The sequence below is a fragment of the Micromonospora sp. USAFONa4 genome (assembly GCF_057197825.1).
In genome coordinates, this window is the sequence record NZ_CM170072.1 from 6,623,386 (window position 1) to 6,647,206 (window position 23,821).

The window sequence follows — 23,821 nt, forward strand, 5'->3', positions numbered from 1 at the left end:
CAATCGGAGGCCGTCAACGTCCACAGTCGAAGGGACACGAGTGAAACGCCGCCTCCTGCACATCCTGACGGTCGCGACCGTCGTCTTCTCCGGTACGGCTGTGGTGGCCGCGCCGGCCTCGGCGAGCGACGCGTGGGGCATCGTCTGCAACCTCCGGGAGAACACCTGGCTGCGCACCGATCCGCACGGCCACGTGCTGCTCACCCTGACTGCCGGCCGCGGGTTCCGCTGGCACGGTCAGGTCTCGGCGATCGACGACGACACCTGGATCTACGGCCACGGCGCTGAGTACCCGTCCGTGGACGGCTGGGTCCCGGCCCGCAACACCACCTGCTGAACCAGCAGTTCCGCCGGGACGGCCGCCGACCGCTGCCGTCCCGGCGCACCGTGGCAGCCGGAAGCCGCCGACCACGCCGGCCCCGGTCATCCGTGCAGCCGACCCGGCGACCGTCCGGGCGCTGTCGTTCCCGCTCGCCCTCTCGGGGGTGGCTACCGGGGCGTCAGCACGCAGAACTCGTTGCCGTCGGGGTCGGCCATGACCACCCAGCTGACCTCGCCCTGGCCGATGTCGATCCGGGTGGCCCCGAGGGAGATCAGCCGGTCGACCTCCGTCTGCTGATCGCCGTCCGCAGGCGGAGCGAGGTCGAAGTGCAGTCGTTGCTTGCCTGTCCTCGGATCCAGCGGTGGGCCACCCCAGGTGATCTTCGGGCCGCCGAGCGGTGAACGGATCGCGGTCTCCTGGTCCTGGTCCCAGACCAGGGGCCACCCCAGCGCCTCGCTCCAGAAGTAGCCGACCTCCTGCGAGCCGTCGCAGGCCAACGCCCCGACGAATCCGCAGTCGGCGAGGAAGTCGTTGCCCGGCTCGATGACGCAGAACTCGTTGCCGTCGGGATCGGCGAGCACGACGTGACCCTCTTCCGGCCGTTGGCCGATGTCGATGTGTTCCGCGCCGAGTTCCAGCGCCCGGGCCACCGTCTGCCGCTGGTCCTCGAGGGACGTGCTCGTCAGGTCGAAGTGCATCGGGTTCGGGCCGACCTTCGGCCTCCCGGTCGGCAGGAAGCGGATCCGGAACCCGGTGTCGTCGGTGGGCAGCAGCGCGACACCGCCGGGTGGATCGTCGGCCAGGTCCCAGCCCAGCACCCCGGACCAGAACCGGGCGAGCCGCAGAGGTCGGTTCGCGTCGAAGCTGAGCGCGAACAGTTGACTCGTCATCTCCTGCGCATCTCCGATCGGCGGTGTGACCGCTGTCGACAGCACGCCTCGCCGGCGCGTAGCTCGGGAGCCTAGGGGCGGGTCGCGTCGGGCGCAGCCGAGTATTCCTCGGTCACCTCGCCGCCGGCGGCGAGGTGACTCGATTCCCGGCGGTCACGAGACGTGCTGCCAGAGCGGGGAGATCCGGGCCCGCGCGAAGCGCCAGCCGGCCGGCGTACGCGTGGCGGTGTAGCGGGCCTGGACACCGGCGACCCGGTGCGGGGCCTCGCCCCGGCGGAAGAAGTACACGAGCTGATGGGTGTCGACCTCGGCGTGGTCGCCGTCGAGATCCACCACCACGTCGGTGTTGAGGTGCTGGGTCGACTCCTCCTCGGGGCTGGTCCGCCGTAGGGCGTCCACGATGTCGTCGATGCCGTGCAGGGCCCCGCGCGGGCTGCTGGTCTCGGCGTCCGGGGCGTAGACGCCCCGCAGGTCCTCGAAGCGCCGCTCGTCCAGTGCCTGGGCGAGCCGGGCGACGAGTTCGGCGATCTCGGCGCGGTCGGTCACGGGTGACATCTCATCCTCCATATCGTTGGTGTCGCCAACGATATGGCAGATCGTTGGCGACGCCAACGGCCTGTTAGCATGGTCACCCGTGGAACCGACACCGGACCGTCTCGCGACGAAGGCGAGCTGGCTGATCACACAGACCGCAGTGCACGCGCGGCGGCTCGTCGCCCAGGGGTTCGCCACCGCGGGCGCGCGGGGCTACCACTACCGGGTGCTCGCGGCGTTGCGGGAGTTCGGTCCCGCGAGCCAGGCGGAGCTGGGGCGGCGCTGCCGCATGGACCGCAGCGACGTCGTCGCGGCCGTGACCGAGCTGGAGGGGGAGGGCTTCGTCGGGCGCAGCGCCGACCCGGCGGACCGCCGACGCAACATCGTCACCGGCACCGAGGCGGGCGTGCGGCAGCTGCGGCGGCTGGACCGTGCGCTCGACGCCGTGCAGGACGAGCTGCTCGCCCCGCTGTCGGCCACCGAACGGCAGGCCCTGGTCGCGTTGCTCGGCAAGGTGCTCGACCACCACGGCGGCGCGCCCACGTCGTGATCCGGCCCGAGCGCCGCCAGGCGGCACCCGCCGGCCATCGGCCGCGCTCCCGATCCGGCCGACGTGTCGACGCAGGCACCGACCGCCGGCCGGCCGGTGTGACCTAGATCATCGCCTCGTCTCTCGTCGGGCCACGATCGACGGGTCGCGGCGCGCTCGGACCGGCCGGACCTGCGGCTTCCGCCGATCGCGTCCGCTCGTCCCGCTGACCGCGCCTCGGCTGCTCGGCCGATGGGTCGCTGTCGTGTCGGTCACTACTGTTAGCGTGCCCTCGTTGTCGATCACGGCCGATTCCTCACGAAATCTGGCTGTTCTGCCGCTGCGGAGGGTATTCCTGATGGCCTGGCTACCGGTGGGAGACTCGTACGAGATCTCCCTCGTGGACGGAAAGGTGGCGGCCCGGTCCACCGGCCCGCGCGCCGGTGGCCGTCCCCTGAAGACGCTGCCGAAGGCGCTGCGCGACGACCCCGAGGTGGACCGGCTGCGCCAGCTCGCCCAGTGGCTGGACCGGCACGCCGCCGAATGCCTGGCCCGGGTCGACGCCTGGGTGGTGTCCTCGCTGCCGGTGCCGACGGGGCTGCTGGCCCGGGTCTGGCCGGACCCGGCCTGGCAGGACGCGCTGCGCGACCTCGTGGTCCTCGGGGACGACCCGGCCGAGCCGGGCTTCCTGCGCGACGTGACCGACAACGGCGACCTCCGCGTGGTCAACCTCGACGGGGACACCGTCCGGCTCTCGCCGGCGACCGCCACGCTGCCGCACCCGGTGCGCCTGCCCGACCTGCCCGACCTGCGCGAGTTCGCCGACGAACTGGACGTCACCCAGCGGATCGAGCAACTGCACCGGGGCACCTGGGGCAAGCCCGACGAGCTGAAGCAGCGCGACACGGCCATCACCGACTTCCGCGGCACCACGGTCCCCAACCGGCTCGCCGCCCGGGCCGCCACGCTCGGCTACCGGGTCTCCGGCTCGCAGATCAGGTGCCGGGTCTGGGAGGCCGGCCGCGCGGTCGAGGCCGCCATGCGGTTCGACGAGGACTACTGGGACTCCGAGGCGACCCTGGGCAACCTCTCCTGGTCGGCGGTGGACGGCCCGACGTTGCGGTTGACCGAGGTCGGGCCGGTGGCCTGGTCGGAAGGAATGCGGATGGCGACGGCCCTGTCCGGCGCCGTGACCGGAACGGGGAAGAAGGCGTGACCGGGATGACGACGACCACCGGCGACGAGTCGGTCGAGAGCCTGCTGACCGCCGGCGCGGTGCTGCCGGCCGACACCGCCGGGGCGGGCGACCGGGCGGTGCCCCTCACCGCCCGCACCTACCGGCATCCGGCCCTCGACGACCGACCGGTGGTCCGCCTGGTCGACGCCGCCCTCGGCGAGGGCGAGGACATCGCCGTCGAGTTCCTGGGCCTGACGCCGGGCGCCGAGCCGGTCGTCGTCGGGCTGGGCCCCCGCCGGCCGCTGGCGTTCCCGGAGTGGGTGCTGGTGCACCACCCGGCGGACGGCCGGCACGCGTTGGCGGTGGTGCCCGAGTTGCAGAAGCTGGCCAAGCAGGTGCGGTCGCGGCCCAAGGCCGCCCTGGACGGGCACCAGAGCATCGCCGACCGGCTCGCCCGTACGCTGCCGCACTTCCTGCCGACGTTCTTCGAGCAGGCGGCGCGGGTGTTCCTGGGCGCCGGGCAGGACGCGTACGCGACGCAGCTGTTCAACAAGGCGCGCAAGGCGGAGGCGCAGCACGGCCTGCCGGTCGACCTGAACCGGCTGGACGAGGTCTACGTGGAGTTCGCCTCGGCCAAGGTCGTGTCCGCGACCGCGTTGGCGGGCTACGCCAAGGAACTGTCCGCCCAGTTGCCGGCAGGCGAGGCGCTGGAGCGGTTCTGCCGGCTGGCGCTGCGGGCCGCGACCGCCGGCGTGGTTCCCTCCACCCAGTCGGCCGGCGTGGTGAACCGGCTCGTCCGGGCCGCCACCAAGGCCGCCGGTAAGGCCGGCGCGGCCGCCGTCGCCGAGCGCGAGGCCGCCTACCTGACCGAGCTGCTCCGGTTGCCGGTGGCCGCCGAGGCGCCGGCCGGCTGGTGGAAGGCGCACCTGCCGGCGGTGACGGCGCTGGCCGGGCGCGACCCGGCGATCCGGGGCAGCCTGCTCGACCTGATGCCCGCCGACCGGGACGACCTGGTCACGTGGCTGGCCCTGCTGACCGACACCGGTGCGCTCGCCGGGCTCTCCGACGCGGACGCGCCGGACCCGGCCCGCCCGCAGGACGGCTCCGTCGGCTGGCTGCGCCGCTTCGTGGCCCGTGCCAACTCCGGCCACCACCGCCGCCGGCTGCCGCAGCTGTACCCGCTCGTCGAGCGGATGGCCGACCGGCTGCGTGTCGAGCTGGCCGACAGCGGCGACACCCTCGGCGCGGACGGGGACCTGGAACTGCTCGACCTGCTGCTCGCGCTCGATCTGCCGGTGGCCGCGCCGAAGGAGCACGAGGCCCTGGACCTGGCGAACTGGGTCAAGCGCGCCGGAGAACGCGACCTGCTCGCCGTGGCGGGCGACGACCGGTTCACCGCTGCCCTGCGCCGGGGCCTCGACCAGCTCGACGACCAGCAGGCCGCCCTGCGCCGGATGGTCGACACGCCGGGCGTCCGGCCGATGCTGATCGACTGGCTGCGGGCCCGGATCCGCGACCGGTTCGCCGCCGGGCTGCCGTACCTGCCGGCGTCGGTGGACTGGCTGGGCCGGATCCCGGTCGAGGCGCTGCGCCTGGTCTCCGACGAGCTGGACGGACCGGGCGGGCCCGGCCGGGGCGGCGAGCTCGGGCAGGCCCTCGGCGTCGACCTCGCCGAGGGCGTCGCCCGCAGCCTGCGCGGCGGGCTCCTCGACGAGCTGGGCTGGCCGGACTGGGAGCTGGCCTGGCAGGAGGTGACCGGCGGCGACCGGCGGGTCGAGGTGATCCGGCAGGAGGCCTGGCCGTACGCGATCCTGGGCGGGCCGACCACGGTGCGCGTGATCGGCGCCGAGGGCATCGTGCTCCGCCACGACCTGCGCATCCCGGCCGGTGACATGTGGGGCCAGCCCGGCTACCACTACGTCGACGGCCAGTTGCTGGTCTACTGGCGTTCCAAGGCGCTCGACTACGACCTGCGCGGCTACTGGCACTCGTCGCCCGGCGAACCGCAGCTCATCCAGGGCCGCCACCACGGCAACCAGCCGCGCGGGAAGCAGATCACCCTGCCGCTGGCCGGCGGCGGCCGGACCACCGGCGACGGCGTGCTGCACGCCGGTGACACCGCTGTCCCGTCCGAGCTGCCGGTCATCACCGACGGCACCTCGCACTGGGTGTACCGGCACGGCGAGGACGACGACACCCACGGCTGGCGCGAGTACGACCCGGTCGCCAACACCCACGGCCGGCGCGGCCTGCCCGGGTTCCTGGCCGACCTCCCGGTCGACGGGAGCCGCCTCCAGGAACCGGCCAGCTGGCTGCGGCCGGCCCTGTCCGACCGGGCCACCCCGGCCGCCGTACCCGTGGACGGGCTGCTCGGCTGGCAGGTGGTCACGCTTCCGGACGGCTCGGTACGCGGTACGGACCTGGCCGGTCGTACCGTCACCGTCGCCGCGGGCCAGGCGCCGATCGCGGCGCTGGTGCTGCCCGGCGACGACCGGCCCCGGGCCGTGCTCGAGGGTCTCGTCCTGGTCGACCCGGACGGGGTGGTGTCGGCCACCGCCGGATCGCCGTCCGGCCGGGACTACAGCCCCGCCGCGGTCCGGCCGCCGGCCCGGCAGTTCCTCGGCCACCTGCTGCCCCGCGACCCGGCCGGCTCCACCGCCCTGCGCCGGATGGACGCGGAGACCGCCGCCGCACTGCTGAAGGTCGCCCTCGACGAGCGCCGCGCCGCCCTGGCCGAGGAGGCGGCACGGGCCGCCGCCCGCGCGGCGGCGCCGTCCGGGCCGGCCGTGGCCACCCAGGCCATCACCGGCCTTCCCGTCGCCGTCCCCGCGTCCACGGTCGGTGCCGGCCACGCCCCCGCCACCACCGGCCCGAGCGCCGTCGAGGACGACACGGACGCGCTGGTCGAGCTGGTCCGCTCGACGGTGCCGGCGCTCAGCCACGACGCCCTGCTGGCCGGGGTGGCCGGGGTGCTGCGGCTGGCCGCCCGGGTACGCACCGACCTGGAGGCGGTGACCGAGCGGCTCACCAGGTCGCTGTCCGCCCCGGTCGCGGTGGCGCCGACGGCCACCGTGACCGGACCCACCGACCGGCAGCTCAGCGCGGCGCTGGACGGCCTGCGCGGCTCGGCCCACGGGGCGGGCACCACGACCGGCGTCTTCACCCAGTTCCAGGCGTTCACCATCCGGCGCTCCGCCACCAGCGGGAACGGCTCCGCCACCGGCGGGAACAACTCCGCCGTGCGGCTGCACCTCGACGGGCCGTCGCTGCCGTCCACGCTGGACTGGTGGTCCCTGCTCGGGGGCGTCGCCGCCGTCGCCTACCGGGCCGTCGCGGCGGTCACCCCGGACGAGCACCGGGAGACGCTGCGGGCCCTGCTCACCGAGCTGGACGGGCTCGACCTGAGCACGGCGGCGGAGCCGGGGCGGTGGCGCCGGTGCAGGCTGCACCTGCTCGACGACGACCTGAAGAACCCGGACGGCTCGCGCCGCTACCCCAGGCCCGGCATCCTGCCGCTGCCCGACGGGGCGTTCCTCGCCGTCCTCAACTCCAGCGGTACGGCCACCGGCTACTTCTTCGACGCGCTGCACCACGACCCGGCCGGTGTGTTCGCCGTGCCCGAGCCGTACACGGTGCACTCCTCGGAACCGGTCGGTGCCGGCCGGCCGGCCGGCTGGCTGGCCGGGTTCCTCGCCGAGTCGGCCGCGCGCGGCCCGCTGCCCTGGCGGCCGGAGGCGGCCGAGCAGTTCGCCGAGCTGACCGGCGTCACCCCCACCGCCGCGAAGCTGGTGCTGGCCGGCCTGCCGTACGCGGACTCGGCGAACACGGTGCCGGCCGAGCTGCGCAAGGCGCTCGGGATCAGGCAGGTCGGGGAGGTCAAGCTGGCGTTCGGGGTGCTGCGGGAGGCCAGGGCGACGTTGCGGCGGGCCGTGGTCTCGGCGCTGCTGCCCGAGGAACCGGCCCGGCTGTGGACCGAGGGCCCGGACGTGGCCGCCGCCGCGGCGGTGTGGAACGCCGCCCTGGGGCGCCGCGTGGTGGTGCCCGAACACCTGCTCGCCGAGGCGACGCGCGCGGTCCGCACCGGCTGGGCACCGGCGAAGGCGTTGCCGGCGCTGCTCGACCCGGCCCGTTCGGCCGAGCTGAGCACCGACCTGGCCTTCGAGATCAGGGGCGACCGGGCCCGGCCGGTCGACGCAAAGGCAGCGGGCTTCACCGGTCACGTGCTGCGCTCCACGGTTGCCCTGGCGGCCTGGGTCGCCCACCACACGCCGGCCGGCGACGCGTGCCGGGCCGCGCTGCCCGCCGCGCTGGCCGCGATCCGGGACCGGCTGGCCAGCCCCGGCCTGCTGCTCGACCTCGACCAGTACGCGTCCCTGCCCGCGTTCCGGCAGGTGGCGGGCACCCCGTCGGAGACCGGCCCCGGCTGGGAACGCTACGGCGCCATCGTCCTGTCCACCTACGACAGCCAGCCGTCACCGGCGCTGCGGCCGGACCTGCTCGACGCCGACGGGACGGACCCGTACCTGCCGGCGCTGCGCGGGGACGCCGCCAAGCCGTACCCGGTCGAGGTGGCGCTGCGCCTGGTCCGTGACCCCCGCTTCGTGGCGTTGCTCGGCGATCCGGGGGAGCCGGCCGGCGGCGCGCGGGCGGCGGACGGCACCTGGTGGCCGCAGGACCCGACCCGTTCGGTGCCGGACCTGGTCGCCGAGGTGGCCGGGGCGCACGGCCTGGGCGCCGACGCGGCGGCGGTGTACCTGATGCTGCTGGCCATGCCGGACCCGACCGATCGCAACACGGCGAAGTGGACCGGCTGGAAGCCGGCGCGGCTGAAGGCGGCCCGCGCCGAACTGGCCGGCACCGACCTGGTCGTCGAGGCCAGCCGGTCCCGGGCCGGCCGGTCGCTGTTCCTGCCCGGCCCGTGGCTGGAGCGCGGCAGCGGGCAGGCACCGATCGAGGGCTGGAAGGTCGCCCTGTTCGACCTCGCACCCGACGGCACGGCCGCGCTCGGCGTGACGGTGCCGTTCGCACCGGCCGCCGAACTCCACCGGCAGGCCTGGCAACGCCTGCGCGACGGCGACCGGCCCCGCTTCGACCACCTGCCCACCTCCCGCTGACCCACCCCTGACCACCCCCATCCGAACCGAAAGAGATCGAGGAACGCCCGTGACCGTGACGGAACACGTCCGCCCCACCGTGGCGCCGGAGACCGCCGCCCAGGTCCTCTCCGCCGAGCAGCGGTACGCCGACGAGCTGGCCTTCCTGGCCGCGTACGACGACGGGGCCCGGCCGCCGGGCTGGGCGCTGACCCCGCGCGCCGTGGTCACCTTCATCCAGGGCAGCGACGGCGAGGCGTTGAAGCTGCCCGCTGGGCGGCGCACCGGCCCGGACGGCACCGACCTGCCGGCCAGCATGACCATCCCGGCGAAGTTCGTCGGCGAGCGGAGCCTGGTCGAGCGGTGCGTGGTCACCCTGGCCGGCGAACGGGGCCTGCTGCTGGTCGGCGAGCCCGGCACCGCCAAGTCCATGCTCTCCGAGCTGCTGGCCGCCGCCGTCTGCGGCACCAGCGCGCTGACCGTGCAGGGCACCGCCGGCACCACCGAGGACGCCTTCCGCTACGGCTGGAACTACGCCCTGCTGCTCGCCCAGGGCCCGACCCCGCAGGCGCTCGTCGACTCGCCGGTGCTGACCGCGATGCGTACCGGCCGGGTGGTCCGGATCGAAGAGGTCACCCGCTGCCTGCCCGAGGTGCAGGACGCGCTGGTGTCCATCCTGTCCGACCGGCGGATGAACGTGCCGGAGCTGTCCGGCACCGAGGACGGGCTGATCCGCGCCGTGCCCGGGTTCACCGTCATCGCCACCGCCAACCTGCGGGACCGGGGCGTGTCGGAGATGTCCTCGGCCCTCAAGCGCCGGTTCAACTTCGAGACCATCCACCCGATCTCGGACGCGGACGTCGAGACCGACCTGGTCCGCCAGCAGGCCACCGCCGCCGTGCAGCGCGCCGGCGCGGCGTACACGGTGGACGACGCGGTGCTGGACGCCCTGGTCACCGTGTTCCGCGACCTGCGTTCCGGCCGGTCGGGCGAGGGCTGGGACGTGGAACGGCCCGGCACGGTGATGTCCACCGCCGAGGCGGTGCAGGTGGCGGTGTCGCTCGGCCTGGCCGCCGCGTACCTGCCCGGCGGGGACGCGCTCGACCTGGTGCCCGGGCACCTGCTCGGCGTGGTCCGTAAGGACGACCAGAACGACCACGCCCGGCTGCTCGGCTACTGGGACGGGCCGGTCCGTCGCCGCGCCGAGGACGGCTCGGCGATGTGGCGCCGGCTCTGGGACCTGCGGGAGAGCCTGCGGTGACGACCCTCTCCAGCACGACTGCGGCCACGCCGGCCGTCGACCCGGCGAGGGCCGATGCGACGTCGGCCGATCCGCGTGCCGTGGTCGACGCGCTCGCCGGTTCGGTGCGGCCGTACCTGATCGGGGTGCGGCACCACAGCCCGGCGCTGGCGGCGGTGGTGCCGGCGCTGCTGGACGCCGCCGGGGCCGATGTGGTCTGCATCGAGCTGCCGGCCGACTTCCAGCGCTGGCTGCCGTACCTGTCCGATCCGGCCGCCCGGGCCCCGCTGGCCCTGGTCGGCAGCCACGGCGCGGACGGGCCGATGGGCTTCTACCCGTTCGCCGACTTCTCCCCGGAACTGGCCGCGATCCGCTGGGCCCGGCGGCACGGCGTGGAGGTGGTCTGCTGCGATCTGCCGCTGGCCGACCCCGGCTGGAGCGCCGGCGCCACCGGCCCCGACCCGACCGCCGGTGCCGAGCCCGCACCGGACGCGGGGGAGCCGGTGCCCGGCCTGCGCCGGTCCTACGCCGCCGCGCTCAGCGCCAGCGGCACCGGCCGCGACGGCGACGACCTGTGGGACCGGGTGGTCGAGGTGCGGGCCCCGGGCTGCCCGCCCGAGGCGGTCCGCCGGGCCGCGCTCGGCGTCGGCTGGGCGATGCGTACCGACAGCGCCCACCGCGACGGCGTACCGGCCCGGGACCTGGCCCGCGAGCGGCACATGCGCCGGGTGCTGGCCGAGGCCGGCGTCGACGGCCGGCGGGTCGCCGCCGTCGTCGGCGCCTTCCACGCCCCGGCCCTGGTCGCCGCCCCGTCGACCGCCGACGCCGTCGCGTCCACCCGGCCCGGCACCGCCCCGGCCGATCCGGTCCGGTCCGTGACGACCCCGCCCGGACCGGCCGCCACCGACGGCGGCGGCACGGCGGTCACCTCGCTGGTGCCGTACGCGTTCGACCTGCTCGACTCCCGGTCCGGCTACCCGGCCGGGATCCGCGACCCGCGCTGGCAGCAGTCCGTCCTCACCGCCGCCGGTGACCCGGAACGGATCCGGGCCGCCGCCGCCCGGGCGGTCACCGACGTGTGCCGGGAACTCCGCGCGGCCGGTCACACCGCCGGCACCGGCGAGGCCACCGAGACGGTACGGCTCGCCGACGACCTGGCCCGGCTGCGGAACCTGCCCGCCCCCGGCCGGGGCGAGGTGCTGGAGGCGGTGACCACCGTGCTCGGCCAGGGTGAACTGCTCGGCCGCGGCCGGGCGCTGGCCAGGGCTCTGGAGAACGTGCTGGTGGGCGCCGAACGGGGCCGCATCGCTCCCGGCACGCCGCGCTCCGGGCTCGGCCCGGCGGTCGAGGCGGAACTCGCCACGCTGCGGCTGCCCGACCCGGGCAGCCCCAAGGCCCGGGAGGTGCGGCTGGACCCGCTGCGCACCGAGCTGGACGGGCGGCGGGAGATTCTGCTGCAACGCCTCCAGGTCTGCGGCGTCGGCTACGGCGAGCCCGTCGCGGTGTCCGGCACCGGCGACGGCGCCGCCCTGACCACCCGCTGGCAGCTGGCCTGGACGCCGTCCGTGGCGGCCCGGCTGGACCTGGTCGGCGTACGCGGGGTGACCGCCGCGCTGGCCGCGGCCGGCACCCTGCGGGAGCGGTTCCGCCGGGAGGCCGCCGACGGTGGCCCTACCGCCGCGCAGCTGCTCACCGGGCTGCGTGACGCGGCCCGGTGCGACCTGCCGGAGCTGGTCGCCGACCGGCTCGACCTGGCCGCCACGGTGCTGCCGGGCACCGGCACGCTGCCCGAGCTGCTGGCCGCGCTGGACCTGTTGGAGGCGCTGCGCCGCGAGCACCTGCCCGGCACCACCGCCGACGGCCGGGCCCGGGCGGCCGAGCTGACCGTCGTGCTGCTGGACGCGGCGGTACGCGGGCTGCCCGGCCTGGCCGGCAGCGACACCCCGGCCGACGCCGCCGCGCTTGTCGACCTCGCGGTCCGGGCCGGCGAGGACCGCATCGGGCTGCGCCTGGACGAGGCCCTCGACCACCTGGCCCGCGCCGGCTCGCCGCTGATCCAGGGCGCCGCCCTCGCCGCGCGGGTGCTGCTCGACCTGACCGACCTGGAGACCCTGGGCACCCGGGTGGCCGGCTGGATCGACGCGGCGACCGGACCGGACACCCGCCGGCACCTGCACCGGCTGCTCGGCGGCCTGCTCACCGGGGCGCACCCGCTGTTGCAGTCGGCCCCGGCCGCGCTGGACCCGCTGCTGGAACGGATCGAGCGGCTCCCCGACGCCGACTTCCTGGACCGGCTGCCCGCGCTGCGCGGCGGGTTCGACGTGCTCACCCCGGCGGCCCGGGACCGGCTGCTGCACACCGTCACCGAACGGCTGGGTGACCGGCTCGACCTGAGCCTGTCCGCCCCGCCGGAGCTGCTGGCCCGCTGGGCCGCCGCCGACGCGGCCGGGCGGGCCGCCCTGCTCGCCCGCCACCTCCCCGTCCCGGGCGCGCCGACCGGCCCCACCGAGGTCGAGGCAGGTGCCGGCGCCACGCCCGGGCCGGACACCTCGGACGCCCGGCTCACCGCCGCCGACCGGTGGCGGCTGCTGCTCGGCCGCCAGCCCGACCGGTTGCCGGCCGACGCCCGCCGCTACGCCCGCGCCCTGGACGAGCTGTACGGGGCGGGCCAGGGCGAGGGCGCCACCGATCTCGGTCAGGCGGCCGGCGGCGGCCAGGAGGCCTCCTTCCCGACCGCCCGCGAGTGGGCCGACGAACTCGAGGCGCTGTTCGGCACCGCCGTACGCGAGGAGGTCATCGCCCGGGCGGCCGAGAGCGGCCGTACCGACGTGCTCGCCGAACTCGACCCGGCCGCGGTACGCCCCTCGATGGAGCTGCTGACCTCGGTGCTGTCGCTGGCCGGTGGCCTGCCCGAGGGGCAGTTGGCCAAGCTGCGGCCACTGGTGCGGCGACTGGTCGAGGAGCTGACCAGGCAGCTCGCCACCCAGGTGCGTCCGGCGCTGACCGGGCTGACCAACCCGCGTCCGACCAGCCGTCCCGGTGGCCGGATCAACCTGGCCCGTACGCTGCGGGCGAACCTGGCGCACACCCAGCGGCTCGGCGACGGCCGAACGGTGGTGGTGCCGCAACGCCCGGTCTTCAACAGCCGCACCCGCAAGGAGGCCGACTGGCGGCTGGTGCTGGTGGTCGACGTGTCCGGCTCGATGGAGGCGTCGGTGGTGTGGTCGGCGTTGACCGCCGCCGTACTGGCCGGGGTGCCCACCCTCTCCACCCACTTCCTGGCCTTCTCCACGGAGGTGGTCGACCTGACCGACCGGGTCGACGACCCGCTGTCGCTGCTGCTGGAGGTGCGCGTCGGCGGCGGTACGCACATCGCCGCCGGCCTGGCCGCCGCCCGCTCGCTGGTGACCGTGCCGAGCCGCACCACCGTCGCGGTGGTCAGCGACTTCGAGGAGGGATACGCGCTGGCCGGGCTGCTCGGCGAGGTCCGCACGCTTGTCAACTCCGGCGTGCACCTGCTCGGCTGCGCCGCGCTGAACGACAGGGGAGCGCCCTGCTACTCGGTGCCGGTCGCCGAGCAGCTCGTCGCGGCCGGGATGCCGGTCGCCGCTCTCAGCCCGCTCGAACTCGCCCGCTGGGTGGGCGACCGCATCCGCGGAGGATCACGTTGACGGACCGCACAGCCACCGCCGTGGACACCGACCGGTTGCCGCCGGTGCTGCCGGCGGTCGCCGCCGCGGCGGTGGCGGCCCTGCCGCCCCGGCTGCACCGGCGACTGGACGCCGCCGTCGAACGGCTGGCCGGCGTACCGGTCGTACCGGCCGACGGCGGTGTGTCGGTCGACTGCGGCCCGGAGTCGCTGGTCACCCTGACGCCCGCAGCGACGGGCGCGGTCACCGACCCGGACCAGGCGCGGTGCAGCTGTCTGCTGGCGCCCCGCTGCCTGCACCGCACCGCCGTCCTGCTCGCCTGCCCCGTCGCCGACCCGGCCGCCCACCCCGATCCGGCGTCCACCGCCGCGGCGTCGTCGACGCCGGACAGCGCCGGCACGGCGTCCGGCAGGACCGGCCGCACCGCGCGTACCAGGAAATCGACTGGCGCGGCGCCGACGAAGGCGCAGCGGGCCGCGGCCGGCGCGCTGTGGCGGGCGGCCGCCGCGGTGCTCGCGGCCGGCGTGCCGGCGGCCGGGGCGGTGCCCCAGGCCGAACTGCTGCGGGCCGCCCACGGCGCCCGCCTGGCCGGCCTGCCGCGGGCCGAGAGCGCCGCGCTGCGCACGGTACGTGGGCTGCGCGCACACCGTGGACGGCAGAACGGTCACCGGTTGGCCGAGCTGGTCGAGGTGCTGCACGACCTGCTGTACGTCGCGGGCCGGCTGGCCGCCGGCGACGCCGACCCGGCGCTGGTCGGCGTCCTGCGGCGGGCCTACCAGCCGGACGGCACCCTGGAGGTGCACGGCGTCTGCCGGGAACCGGTGATCAGCGCGACGGGGTACGCCGGGGTGGTCACCCACCTGGTCGCCGCCGACGGGCGCCAGCTCTCCTTCGGCGACGTGAAACCGGGCGGCCCGGACCGGGCCCGCGACTGCGCCCGGGCGGTCACCGAGATGGGCGCGGTCGCGGTCAACCACGCGGTGCTGGCCCGTGGCGGCCTGCGGATCACCGGCACCACCGTCTCCCCGGACGGCCGGCTCGGCGCCGGCAAGGGGGTCCGGGCCACCCCGCTCACCGGGACCGACTGGTCCACCGGGCCGCTGGCGCGACTGTTCGCCCGCCCGCTCGCCGAGGTGGTGACCGCGCAACTCGCCACCGACGACCCGGAGGACCCGGCCCGGGCGGGGACCGCGATCTTCGGCGGTGACCTGATGGTGGTGGGCGCCGTCGGTGACCAGGTGCTGGCCCGCGAGCTGGCCCCCGCCACCGACGAAGGAGGCGAGCGGGCGCCGGTGCCGGACGGGCCGCTGATCCGGCTGGTGCCGGTCGACTCCCACCCGATGCTGGCCCACGTGGCCAACCTGCGGCGACTTGCCTCCCGGCCCGGCCTGCGGGTCCGGGTGGTCGGCCGGCTGGACCCGGACCGGGCCAGCACGCTGCGACCGCTCGCGGTCGGCCCGGTGCCCGGTGCCGCCGCCACGCTGCGGCTGCCGGCGGACTGGCACGGCCGGGCGGACCTCGGCTACGACGAGCTCCAGGGCGGCCACCTGCCACCGCGCGACCCGGCGGAGACGGCCGGACCCGTCCTGGCCGTCGGCGCCGACGCGGTGGCGGAGTCCCCGCTGTGGCGGGTCCGCCGGCTGGTGGAGTTGGCCGTCTCGGGCGGTCGCCGCGCCGTCGCCGAGGCGGCCCGCGGCGACGGCACCGGCCTGGCCGGCCCGCTGCGCCGCGCCGGCTTCACCACCGCCGCCGCGCTCACCACCGCCCTGGCCGACGAGTCCGACCGGCGTGGCCGGGACGCGTTCGGCCGGCGTACCGATCCCGACCCGGACCGGTACGCGTGGGCCTGGCTCGCCGCGACCGCCCACCTCGCCGCCGCCGAGCGGGAGCTGATCCGCTCCTCCTGGACCGCGCCGCCGCTCGGCTGACCTGCGGGAACCCGGGTCGGTGGCGGTCGGTGGGCCGAACGCCACCGACGCCCCACCGCCGGGGCCACGGCACCCGTCCGAACCCGGACGGGTGCCGGCCCCCGGGCGAGGGGAACGCGCGCGTCACGACCCGCACGCCGGGCGATCCTCGGGCGCACATCGAGGGAAACCCGGTGGGCGTCCGTGACGCGGGACTAGATTGAACCCGAATGGTCGAAAACGGACGGGGGACGGGTCGTGCGTGGACTCACCGACAAGGTCGTGCTCGTGACGGGGGGCGGATACAGCCCCGAGCAGGTCGGTTCCGGTCTCGGCCAGTCCATGTGCGTGGAGCTCGCCCAGGAAGGGGCGAAGATCGTCGTGTCCGACCTCTCCCTGGAACGCGCCAACGCGACGGTCGAGCGGATCCGCGACGCCGGGGGAGACGCGACCGGCGTGGCGGCGGACGTCACCGACGAGGCTTCGGTCGACGCCATGGCGAGGGCCGCCTTCGACGCGTACGGCCACGTCGACGTGCTGGTGAACAACGCCGGCGTGTTCGGCGCCTACCTCCCGCTGCTCGAGATCGAGACCAGCCAGTGGGAGCGCGTCATGGCCGTCGACCTGAAGGGCGTCTTCCTCGCGACGAAGGCCGTGCTTCCCCACATGCTGGAGCGCGGCAGCGGCGTCGTGATCAACGTTTCCTCCGCCTCCGGTCTGGTCGCCAGCGAGGTCGGGGCCGAATACACCACGGCCAAGCACGGCGTCATCGGGCTGACCAAGCAGATCGCCTACGACTACGGCCACCGGGGCATCCGCGCCGTGGGCATCGGGCCCGGCGTCATCAAGACGGCAGCGTTCGAGGGCGCGGAGATCACCAGCGACTTCCCGTTCTACGACCTGACCATGCAGGCCCCCGCCGGCCGGTACGGCGAACCGCACGAGGTGGCCCGGGCGGTCTGCTTCCTCGCGAGCGACGACGCCTCCTTCATCCACGGCCACACCATCCCGGTCGACGGCGGGTCTCCCGTCAGGTGACCGGTCCGGCCGACCCGGCCAAGGCCGCCGAAGCGCTTGCTAATTCGTATTAGCATCTTGACGCCGCCGAGACGGCGCGCGCAGACTCATCGATCAACGAACCCGTTCCGCGCCGAGCGTCCACACCGTCCGGTCGCTCCGCGCGGGGTCGAGTGACGCCTGCCCGCACCCCCTGCCCCCGTCGGCGCGCCCCACGAACGGAGGGAACGCGATGACGCGTACCCCGGAAGGCTCCTTCTCCCGACGCACGCTGCTGCGTGGCGCGGCGGCCGTCGGTGTCGCGACCGCGACCACCGGCGCCGGCCTCGCCGCGATCCCCACGCCGGCGCTCGCCGCACCGGCCGGCTTCCCCAACTACCGGTACGTGCGCGACGCGTTCGACAGGCCGTTGCGCTACAACCCGACCGGCGAGTTCATCTTCCCCTGCGTGCGCGGGGTCTACGACAAGATCAGCGGCGCCCTCGGCCGCTACTACCTCTACTACGCGCCGCACGACGCGCCCGGCGGGATCTGCCTCGCCTACGCCAACCGGCTCGAGGGCCCCTACACCGAGTACGCCAACAATCCCGTCGTCGACCGGGTGCTGCCGAGCACGACGGTGAGCCACGTGTCGTCGCCGCATGTCGTGTGGGACGCGCCGACCCGGCAGTTCTACCTGTACTTCCACGGCGAGAACCACACGACCCGGGTCGCCCGCTCGAGCGACGGCGTCCGCTTCACCGACGAGACGCCGATCCTGTCGACGAACCTGGTGCCCAACACGACCGAGACCTCGTACGCGCGGGTCTTCGAGCACCCGGTGGCCGGCAAGGGAAACCGCTACGTGATGGTGTTCATGGGCGCCCACACGGTCCGGCCGGGCACCCGGAAGATCTTCTGGGGCTGGTCGCCGAACGGCTGGAGCGGCTGGCAGTTCTCCCCGAACCCGCTGGTGTCGCCGTCGGGCGACGGGCTCACCGACATCTCCGCGCCGCACCTGTTGAAGCGCAACGGCACCGCGTACGTGGCGTACCACGGCAGCAGCGGCAACATGTACCTGACCGAGGTCGGCAACAACTTCGACCGGGAGGTCCACCTCGGCGTGTTCCACCGGCCGATCGCGTCGGACAACGGCCGGGTGGCGTCGCCGACGTTCGGCACCGACGGCGGCGTGGAGTACATGCTCTACGAGGCCGGGCCCCGCCTCGACGCCAGGATCTGCGTGGCCCGCGCGGTCTAGGGCCAGATCAGGCGACGTCGCCCGGTGGGTCGGTGGTCGTGGCTCCGGCCACCGGCCGGGACGATCCGGCCCGGTCGTCCCCACCCGTGCGAGGTGGATCCGGCTGTGGTTCGGGCGCGGCGAAGGTGACCGGAGCGTCGAACGCGGCCCGTCGGGCGGCGCGGCGCAGCGCGGCGAGCACCGCGGGGCCGGCGAGGACGATCGCCACGGCGGTGGTGACCGCGCGTCCGGTGTCCCAGCCGAAGGTGGAGGTGACCGCCGTGAAGACGGCGAAGCGGTGCAGGTTCTCCAGCAGTGGCGCTCCGGCGACGTAGGAGAGCTGGGTGTCCGCGCCGATGCTGAACGGCCAGAACCACAGGTTCATCAGCAGTCCGTAGCCGTAGGCCGCGAGGACGCCATAGCCGGCCAGGGCAGCGATCTCGGCCCGGCCCCGCAGCCTCGCCGGTAGCAGGCCGGCGCCGAGACCGATCCAGGACGCGGCCAGCATCTGGAACGGCAGCCACGGCCCGACCCCCGCGGTGAGCAGCGCGGAGGCGAACAGTGATGTCGAGCCGAGCAGGAAGCCGAATCCGGGCCCGAACACCCGGCCGGCGAGTACGAGGAGGAAGAACACCGTTTCGATGCCCGCGGTGCCGGCGCCGAGCGGGCGCAGCGCGGCGTTGACGGCCGCGAGCACCCCGAGCATCGCCAACGCCTTGCTGTCGATGCCGCCGGAGCTGAGTTCGGCCAGCACCAGCGCCACGAGCACCGGCAGCACCACGAGGAACACCAGCGGCGCCTCGCCCGTGCGGGCGGTGCTCTCGGGTTGGGCGGGGACGAAGAACGGCCAGGTGAAGGTCGCCAGGGCGGCGGCCGAGGCCAGCACCAGCACGACGGCGGTACGCGGGGCGACCCGCAGCACGCTCACCCCGGCTCCCCGGTCGTGGCCAGTGCGGCCGCGACCTGCTCCACGGTCAGCCACGGCGCGGGGGCGAGGACCTTGGCCACCTGCGGGGCGAACGCCGGCGAGGCGAGCATGACCTGCGCCGTGGTGCCGGCCGCGACGATCTCCCCCTCGGCCATCACCACGACCTGGTCGGCGAGGGCCGCGACGAGCTCGACGTCGTGCGTCGCGATCAGCACCGCCCGGCCGTCGGCGGCCAGCCGTCGGACGACGGCGGTGAACTGCCGCTTGGCGCGGTAGTCCAGGCCGCGGGTCGGCTCGTCGAGCAGGACCACCGGCGGGGCGGCGGTGAGCTGGACGGCGAGCGCGAGCGCGAGCCGCTGCCCCTCGGAGAGGTCACGTGGGTGCCGGTCGGCGGGCAGCCCCGGGGTGAGCTGGTCGAGCATCGCCCGACAGGTGCCGGCCGGTGCTCCGGTCTCCCGGTCGGCCTGGTCGCACTCGGCCTCCACCGTCTCCAGGTACAGCAGGTCACCGGGGGTCTGCGGGACCAGACCGACATGCCGGCGGGCCCGGCCCGGCGGCAGTGTCTTCGGGTCGACGGTGCCCTGCGCGCCGACGACGGCGACGGTGCCGCCCTGGCGGGGGCCGCTGCCCTGCACCGCCCAGAGCAGGCTCGACTTGCCGGAGCCGTTGCGCCCCATCAACGCCACGATCCGCCCGGGGGACAGGTCCATGTCGACGCCGGCCACGGCGACCGACCCCGGGTAGCGCACGACGACGTCGCGGGCCGTCAGGACGGGGGGCCCGTCCGGGACCGTCGCCGCAGCCGGCACGGCGGCGTCGGCGAGCCGGTGGCGCAGGGCGGCCGCCCGCCGGCGGGCATCGCGTACGGACAGCGGCAGCGGCGTCCAGCCGGCGAGACGGCCCAGCTCGACCAGCGGCGGTGCGATGTCGACGTCGGCGAGCACGGCGGCCGGTTCCCCGTCCACCACCCGACCGTCGCCCGGCAGGTAGAGCAGCCGGTCGGCGTACTGCACGACCCGTTCCAGCCGGTGCTCGGCCAGCACCACCGTCACGCCGAGGTCGTGCACCAGCCGGGTCACCACGGCGAGCACGTCCTCCGCCGCGGTGGGGTCCAGCGCAGAGGTGGGCTCGTCGAGCACCAGCACCCGCGGGTGGGCGGTGAGGACCGACCCGATGGCGACGCGCTGCTGCTGCCCGCCGGACAGGGTCCGCAGCGGCCGGTCGCGAAGCTCGGCGATGCCCAGCAGGTCGAGGGTCTCCTCGACCCGTTTGCGCATCACCGGCGCCGGCAGGGCGAGCTGCTCCATCCCGTAGGCGAGTTCCTCCTCGACGGTGTCGGTGACGAACCCGGACAGCGGATCCTGCCCGACCACGCCGACGACGTCGGCGAGGTCACGCGGCGGATGACGGCGGGTGTCCCGGCCGTCGACCGTCACGCTGCCGTGCAGGGTGCCGCCGGTGAAGTGCGGCACCAGCCCGTTGATCGCCCGCAGCAGCGTGGACTTGCCCGTGCCGGTGCGACCGACGACCAGGCAGAGCTCGCCCTCGTCGATGCGCAGCGTCACGTCCCGCAGCGTCGGGCGGTCGCTCTCGGCGTAACGGACGGTCACCCGGTCGAAGTCGATCACGAAGGGCCTCCCGGTGCGGGGGACGACGACGCCAGCCGACCCGCTCCGTCCGCCGGCGCGGCGTCGACCGGACCGCGGGGTGCGGTCGGCGTGCCGGCGGTGCGCGTGGCGGACGTCCGCGCGAGCGCGGGAGGCGGCGCCAACCAGGCCGGCGCCGCCGCGACCACGACGGCGAGCAGCGTCAGCGGCGTCAGCTCGGGCCAGGTGAGGGGGCTCACCGGCGGGTAGAGAAGCTCCGGATCGACCGAACCGGCCAGCACCGTCAGCGCGGCGGCGCCCACCCCGCAGCCGGCCACGCGCAGTTCCGCGCCCCGCCAGCGGTCCGGCCGGTAGCGGCTGCGCCGCACCCGACGGCCGGCCAGCAGCATGCCGGCCACGGCGGTCGACAGGCCGACGAGGAGCATCGGCAGACCCAGGTAGGCGGGGCCGGTGGCGTCGAGCAGCCCGTACGTGCCGGCGTAGACGCCGACCAGTCCGCCGAGCACCAGCGCACCGGTGACGGCGCGCTGCCCGGCCGGCACCGCCGGGGTGCGGCCGTAGCCCCGGGAGTCCATCGCCGCGGCAAGTGCCAGCGACCGGTCCAGCGCGTCGGCCAGCACCGGCAGCGCGATGCCCCGCAACGCCCGTACTCCCCGGCCGGAGGCGCCCCGCAGCCGCCGCGCCCGGCGGACCCGCAGCACGCTCTCGACCAGTTGCGGGGCGACCGACAGGGCCACCACCACGGCCGTGCCCACCGCGTACAGGGCCCCGGGCACGGCTTTGAGCAGCCGCTTCGGGTTGGCCAGGGCGTTCGCCGCGCCGAGGCAGACCAGCATCGTGGCCAGCCGCAGCCCGTCGTAGAACCCGCCGAGGAGCTGCTCGGCGGCGACCGGCCCGAACAGGCGGATTCCCGCCGCCCACGCGGGCAGGGGGATCTCGGGGAGCCGGACGAGCACGTGGTCGCCCTGCCCGCCGCCGAACACGATCCGGAACAGCACCCGCATCGCCACGATCACCGCGCCGAGCACCAGGTACATCCGGAACGCCAGCGCCCACGGCGCGTCTCCCCGCCGCCGGACGACCACCAGCGCGGCGACGGCGACGAGCAGGCCCAGCGGCAACGGGTTGGTGGTGTGGCTGGCCGCGGTGGCCAGGCCGAGCGCCCACAGCCACCACGCGCCGGGGTGCAGCGCCCGGGGCAGGCGCGTCGCCCGTCCCACCGACCGTGCCCGGTCCGCTCCGGCGGGCCTCTCCATCCGGCGGGTGCTCCGGTCAGTCATCCGGCTCGACGGTCCGCCGCCGCCGTGCGGCCAGCAGGCCGCCCACGCCGAGCGCGACCAGCAGCAGCACGCCGGCCGCCGTCCCCAGCGGGATCCCGCGAGCGTCACGGGGCGCGGCGACCTCGGTCACCACCGGCTGGTCGACGGAACCGCCCGCCGGTGGGCTGACGGCAGCGCTCGCGGGTGGCGTGGCGACGCCCGCGCTCGGTGTCGGGACCGGGCCGCCGGCCGTCGGCGTACCGGTGGGGAGCGGCGCGGGCCCGGCGGAGCCCGGCGCCGGTCCTGCCGCGCCGGGGCGGCCGGCGGTGGCGGGCGGTGGCGCGGCCGGTCGACCGTCTCCTGCCGGCGGTGGCGCGACCGGGCCGCCCCGGGTGGGCGGTGCCGGGGGCGGCGGGGCCGGTGGTGGCGGCGGTGGCGCGGGACGCCTCGGTGCGGCGCCCGGTCGGGGCGCGTCGTTGGCGTTGCGGTTGAGGGAGAACGACCAGCCCTCGAAGCTGCCGGCCGGCGGCTTGCGGTTGAGCACACCCTTGTCGCTGTACGTCCAGCTGCCGCCGCTGGTCGCGTGCCAGTACGACCAGTAGGCGCTGGCGGGAGGCGTGTCGACGCACTTCTCGGACGCCGTCGACGGCTTGCCCTCGATCCGGCAGACGAACCCCTCGCCCCAGCGCAGCGTGCCGGTCATCTGGAACCCGGCGTTCTTGAGCGCCGCCAGCCCGGTGGACTGCTCGCCCCGGGCGCACCGCACCACGGTCCCGCCGCCGAGTTCGTTGAAGTCGACCACCACGGTCACCCCGGAGGCGTCGGGGCAGTAGCCGGCCGATCCGGCGGCCCTCGCGGGGGTGCCCGACCCGACCATCGTGCCGGCGGCGGTGAGGGCGACGACCAGTCCGGCGCGGGCGGCCCGGACGGTCACGCCGCCCGCCGACGGCCGAGTACGACGAGCAGTACTCCGCCGCCGACCAGCAGCAACGCGATCAGCACGTAGCTGGTGATCGCCGCGCCGGTCGTCGGCAGCCCGCCCAGGCCCGGGGTGGTCGGGGTCGGGGTCGCGCCCGGGGCGGCGGTCGTCGACGCCGTGGCGGACGGGCTCGACGGCACGGTGGTCGCGGACGGGCTCGGTGTCGGGACGGCCGTCGCGGTGGGCGTCGGTGACCCGGTGGGCACCGGGGAGGTGGTGGCGCTGGGGGAGGCGGTGGGCGGGGCCGTGCCGGTCGGGGTCGGTCCGGGCGGCGACGGCGGCGGGTCGAGGCCGATGCGACCCAGCGGCACCTGGACGAGGCCGAGCACGGCCTGCGCGGTGCCTCGACGCCACTGGTCCCGGTCGGTGTCGGTGATCCCGGAGGCGACGGCCGTCGTCAGGCTGTCGGTGTTGTAGGCGACGGCGCCCGCGTCGGCGGCGGCCGCGCCGCCGTGTGCCGTGGTGAGCTGGAGTGCGGCCAACGCGCCTGCGGCCCGCGCGGCCTCGGCGTCGCGGCCGGCGGCGGCGAGGGCCTGTCCGGCCAGGCCGGTGCTGTTGGAGTTCGCGCCGGTGGTCGGGCCGGAGCCGCCAAACGAACCGTCGGCGCGCTGCTGATCCACCAGCCAGGCCGCGCCCTTGGCGGCCGCCGCGGTGGCGCCGGCGGCGCCGTCGGCAGCGGCGGCTAGCAGCGCCTGCACGGCCATCGCGGTCGAGTCGACGTCGAGGGTGGCGCCGGCCTGCTCGTCGCAGGACGGGGACGGGCCGTCGGCGGTGTCGGGGTAGAGCCGGAACCCACCGGCCGCGCACTGCTGGCGGATGAGGAAGTCGACGGTGTCCTGCGGTACGTCGCCGCTGCGAGCCAGGCCCAGCACGGCGAAGGCCTGGTCGAAGGCGTTGCTGGCGTCCGGACCGGTGTCGGCGGTGGTGCGGCTGGTGATCCGCCCCCGCTGGTGTCCCGCGTCCGCCCCGGCGACCAGCGACAGGGTCTCCGTCCGCAGGTCGAAGCCGCCGAAGTCGGTGGGGTCGGCCCCGGCGGCGGAGGCGGCGTACAGCAGCTTCGCGGTCGACCCGCCGTCGAGGAAGCCGGGGATGCCCCAGTCGTCGAGGCTGTTGTAGGACCGCACGTGCGCCGCGACCTGCGCCGTCGCGGCCTGCCGGACCGGCGCGTCCACCCCGGTGGCGGAGAGGGCGAGGAGCCCGTCGATGGTCAGACCCCAGTCCGGACCGCCGAACGGGCCGGGCAGCACCCCGTCGGCGAACTCGCCGGCCAGCCAGGAGGCGGCGTCGCGCGCGGCGGCGGCGTGGTCCGGGGCGGGCGCGGCCACGACAGTCAGGGGTACGGCGGTGAGCGCGGCGATCGTCGCCGCTGTGGCGGCTACGACGCCGGCGCCGAGACGCCGGGAACGGGACCGGGACATGAGGGGTGCCTTTCGCAGAGCGGTCGGTGGAAGCTCCGGAAAGCACCCGGGG

16 protein-coding genes are annotated in these 23,821 nt (G+C 75.8%); 9 read left to right on the top strand and 7 right to left on the bottom strand.

All coding sequences use genetic code 11. The annotated features are described in order from the left end of the window. The first annotated feature begins 40 nt into the window (after positions 1-40). Positions 41-337, top strand: a complete 297-nt coding sequence (locus tag AC0OO9_RS28575) for a hypothetical protein (RefSeq protein ID WP_484513732.1) — start codon at positions 41-43, stop codon at positions 335-337. Positions 338-489: 152 nt separating this feature from the next. Here AC0OO9_RS28575 and AC0OO9_RS28580 read toward each other — a convergent pair whose 3' ends face one another. Together AC0OO9_RS28580 and AC0OO9_RS28585 are read right to left on the bottom strand one after the other, a co-directional pair. Continuing rightward, positions 490-1,212, bottom strand: coding sequence for a VOC family protein (locus tag AC0OO9_RS28580; protein WP_484513733.1), 723 nt, complete (start codon positions 1,210-1,212; stop codon positions 490-492). Between the two features lie 153 nt (positions 1,213-1,365). Beyond that, a complete protein-coding gene (locus tag AC0OO9_RS28585) occupies positions 1,366-1,767 on the bottom strand; it encodes a nuclear transport factor 2 family protein (protein ID WP_484513735.1) in 402 nt (133 codons plus the stop codon). A gap of 79 nt (positions 1,768-1,846) precedes the next feature. On the opposite strand from AC0OO9_RS28585, the gene AC0OO9_RS28590 reads away from it, so the two are divergent. The 8 genes from AC0OO9_RS28590 (at position 1,847) to AC0OO9_RS28625 (ending at position 17,599) form a co-directional block, all read left to right on the top strand. After that, positions 1,847-2,296 carry a MarR family winged helix-turn-helix transcriptional regulator gene (locus tag AC0OO9_RS28590; protein WP_484513737.1) on the top strand — a complete coding sequence of 150 codons (450 nt, stop codon included), beginning with the start codon at positions 1,847-1,849 and terminating at the stop codon, positions 2,294-2,296. A 337-nt stretch (positions 2,297-2,633) separates the two neighbouring features. After that, positions 2,634-3,491 carry a DUF4132 domain-containing protein gene (locus AC0OO9_RS28595; RefSeq protein WP_484513738.1) on the top strand — a complete coding sequence of 286 codons (858 nt, stop codon included), beginning with the start codon at positions 2,634-2,636 and terminating at the stop codon, positions 3,489-3,491. A gap of 5 nt (positions 3,492-3,496) precedes the next feature. Further along, positions 3,497-8,566, top strand: a complete 5,070-nt coding sequence (locus tag AC0OO9_RS28600) for a hypothetical protein (protein ID WP_484513740.1) — start codon at positions 3,497-3,499, stop codon at positions 8,564-8,566. 49 nt (positions 8,567-8,615) lie between these two features. Further along, positions 8,616-9,806 carry an ATP-binding protein gene (locus AC0OO9_RS28605; RefSeq protein WP_484513742.1) on the top strand — a complete coding sequence of 397 codons (1,191 nt, stop codon included), beginning with the start codon at positions 8,616-8,618 and terminating at the stop codon, positions 9,804-9,806. Then, on the top strand, positions 9,803-13,456 hold the full coding sequence (locus tag AC0OO9_RS28610) for a DUF5682 family protein (RefSeq protein WP_484513743.1): 3,654 nt from the start codon (positions 9,803-9,805) through the stop codon (positions 13,454-13,456). The genes AC0OO9_RS28605 and AC0OO9_RS28610 overlap by 4 nt, the downstream gene beginning before the upstream one ends. Continuing rightward, the gene (locus AC0OO9_RS28615) at positions 13,453-15,363 is read left to right on the top strand and encodes a hypothetical protein (RefSeq protein ID WP_484513745.1); all 1,911 of its coding nucleotides are present in this window, start codon (positions 13,453-13,455) and stop codon (positions 15,361-15,363) included. The genes AC0OO9_RS28610 and AC0OO9_RS28615 overlap by 4 nt, the downstream gene beginning before the upstream one ends. A 237-nt stretch (positions 15,364-15,600) precedes the next feature. Then, the gene (locus AC0OO9_RS28620) at positions 15,601-16,380 is read left to right on the top strand and encodes an SDR family NAD(P)-dependent oxidoreductase (RefSeq protein ID WP_484513747.1); all 780 of its coding nucleotides are present in this window, start codon (positions 15,601-15,603) and stop codon (positions 16,378-16,380) included. A gap of 211 nt (positions 16,381-16,591) precedes the next feature. Further along, positions 16,592-17,599: a hypothetical protein gene (locus AC0OO9_RS28625; RefSeq protein ID WP_484513749.1), complete on the top strand. Its 1,008-nt coding sequence runs from the start codon at positions 16,592-16,594 to the stop codon at positions 17,597-17,599. A 7-nt stretch (positions 17,600-17,606) separates the two neighbouring features. Here the strand turns inward: AC0OO9_RS28625 and AC0OO9_RS28630 are convergent, their stop codons facing one another. The 5 genes from AC0OO9_RS28630 to AC0OO9_RS28650 are packed head-to-tail and all read right to left on the bottom strand — an operon-like array spanning position 17,607 to position 23,769. Continuing rightward, a complete protein-coding gene (locus tag AC0OO9_RS28630) occupies positions 17,607-18,506 on the bottom strand; it encodes an ECF transporter S component (RefSeq protein ID WP_484513750.1) in 900 nt (299 codons plus the stop codon). Continuing rightward, positions 18,503-20,134, bottom strand: a complete 1,632-nt coding sequence (locus tag AC0OO9_RS28635; RefSeq protein WP_484513752.1) for an ABC transporter ATP-binding protein — start codon at positions 20,132-20,134, stop codon at positions 18,503-18,505. The genes AC0OO9_RS28630 and AC0OO9_RS28635 overlap by 4 nt, the downstream gene beginning before the upstream one ends. Then, entirely contained in the window at positions 20,131-21,369 is a 1,239-nt protein-coding gene (locus tag AC0OO9_RS28640; protein WP_484518078.1) for a CbiQ family ECF transporter T component, read from the bottom strand. Before AC0OO9_RS28640 ends, AC0OO9_RS28635 begins: the two co-directional genes overlap by 4 nt. A 16-nt stretch (positions 21,370-21,385) precedes the next feature. Further along, positions 21,386-22,306 (bottom strand): hypothetical protein, encoded by a 921-nt coding sequence (locus AC0OO9_RS28645; RefSeq protein ID WP_484513753.1) that lies wholly within the window; start codon positions 22,304-22,306, stop codon positions 21,386-21,388. Then, on the bottom strand, positions 22,303-23,769 hold the full coding sequence (locus AC0OO9_RS28650) for a prenyltransferase/squalene oxidase repeat-containing protein (RefSeq protein WP_484513755.1): 1,467 nt from the start codon (positions 23,767-23,769) through the stop codon (positions 22,303-22,305). The genes AC0OO9_RS28645 and AC0OO9_RS28650 overlap by 4 nt, the downstream gene beginning before the upstream one ends. Positions 23,770-23,821 lie beyond the last annotated feature (52 nt).

Bases quoted from the DNA above. Each gene is read 5' to 3' on its own strand.
- AC0OO9_RS28580 (WP_484513733.1), bottom strand. From the start codon at position 1,212: ATGACGAGTCAACTGTTCGCGCTCAGCTTCGACGCGAACCGACCTCTG.
- AC0OO9_RS28585 (WP_484513735.1), bottom strand. From the start codon at position 1,767: ATGTCACCCGTGACCGACCGCGCCGAGATCGCCGAACTCGTCGCCCGG.
- AC0OO9_RS28595 (WP_484513738.1), top strand. From the start codon at position 2,634: ATGGCCTGGCTACCGGTGGGAGACTCGTACGAGATCTCCCTCGTGGAC.
- AC0OO9_RS28600 (WP_484513740.1), top strand. From the start codon at position 3,497: ATGACGACGACCACCGGCGACGAGTCGGTCGAGAGCCTGCTGACCGCC.
- AC0OO9_RS28625 (WP_484513749.1), top strand. From the start codon at position 16,592: ATGACGCGTACCCCGGAAGGCTCCTTCTCCCGACGCACGCTGCTGCGT.
- AC0OO9_RS28640 (WP_484518078.1), bottom strand. From the start codon at position 21,369: ATGGAGAGGCCCGCCGGAGCGGACCGGGCACGGTCGGTGGGACGGGCG.
- AC0OO9_RS28650 (WP_484513755.1), bottom strand. From the start codon at position 23,769: ATGTCCCGGTCCCGTTCCCGGCGTCTCGGCGCCGGCGTCGTAGCCGCC.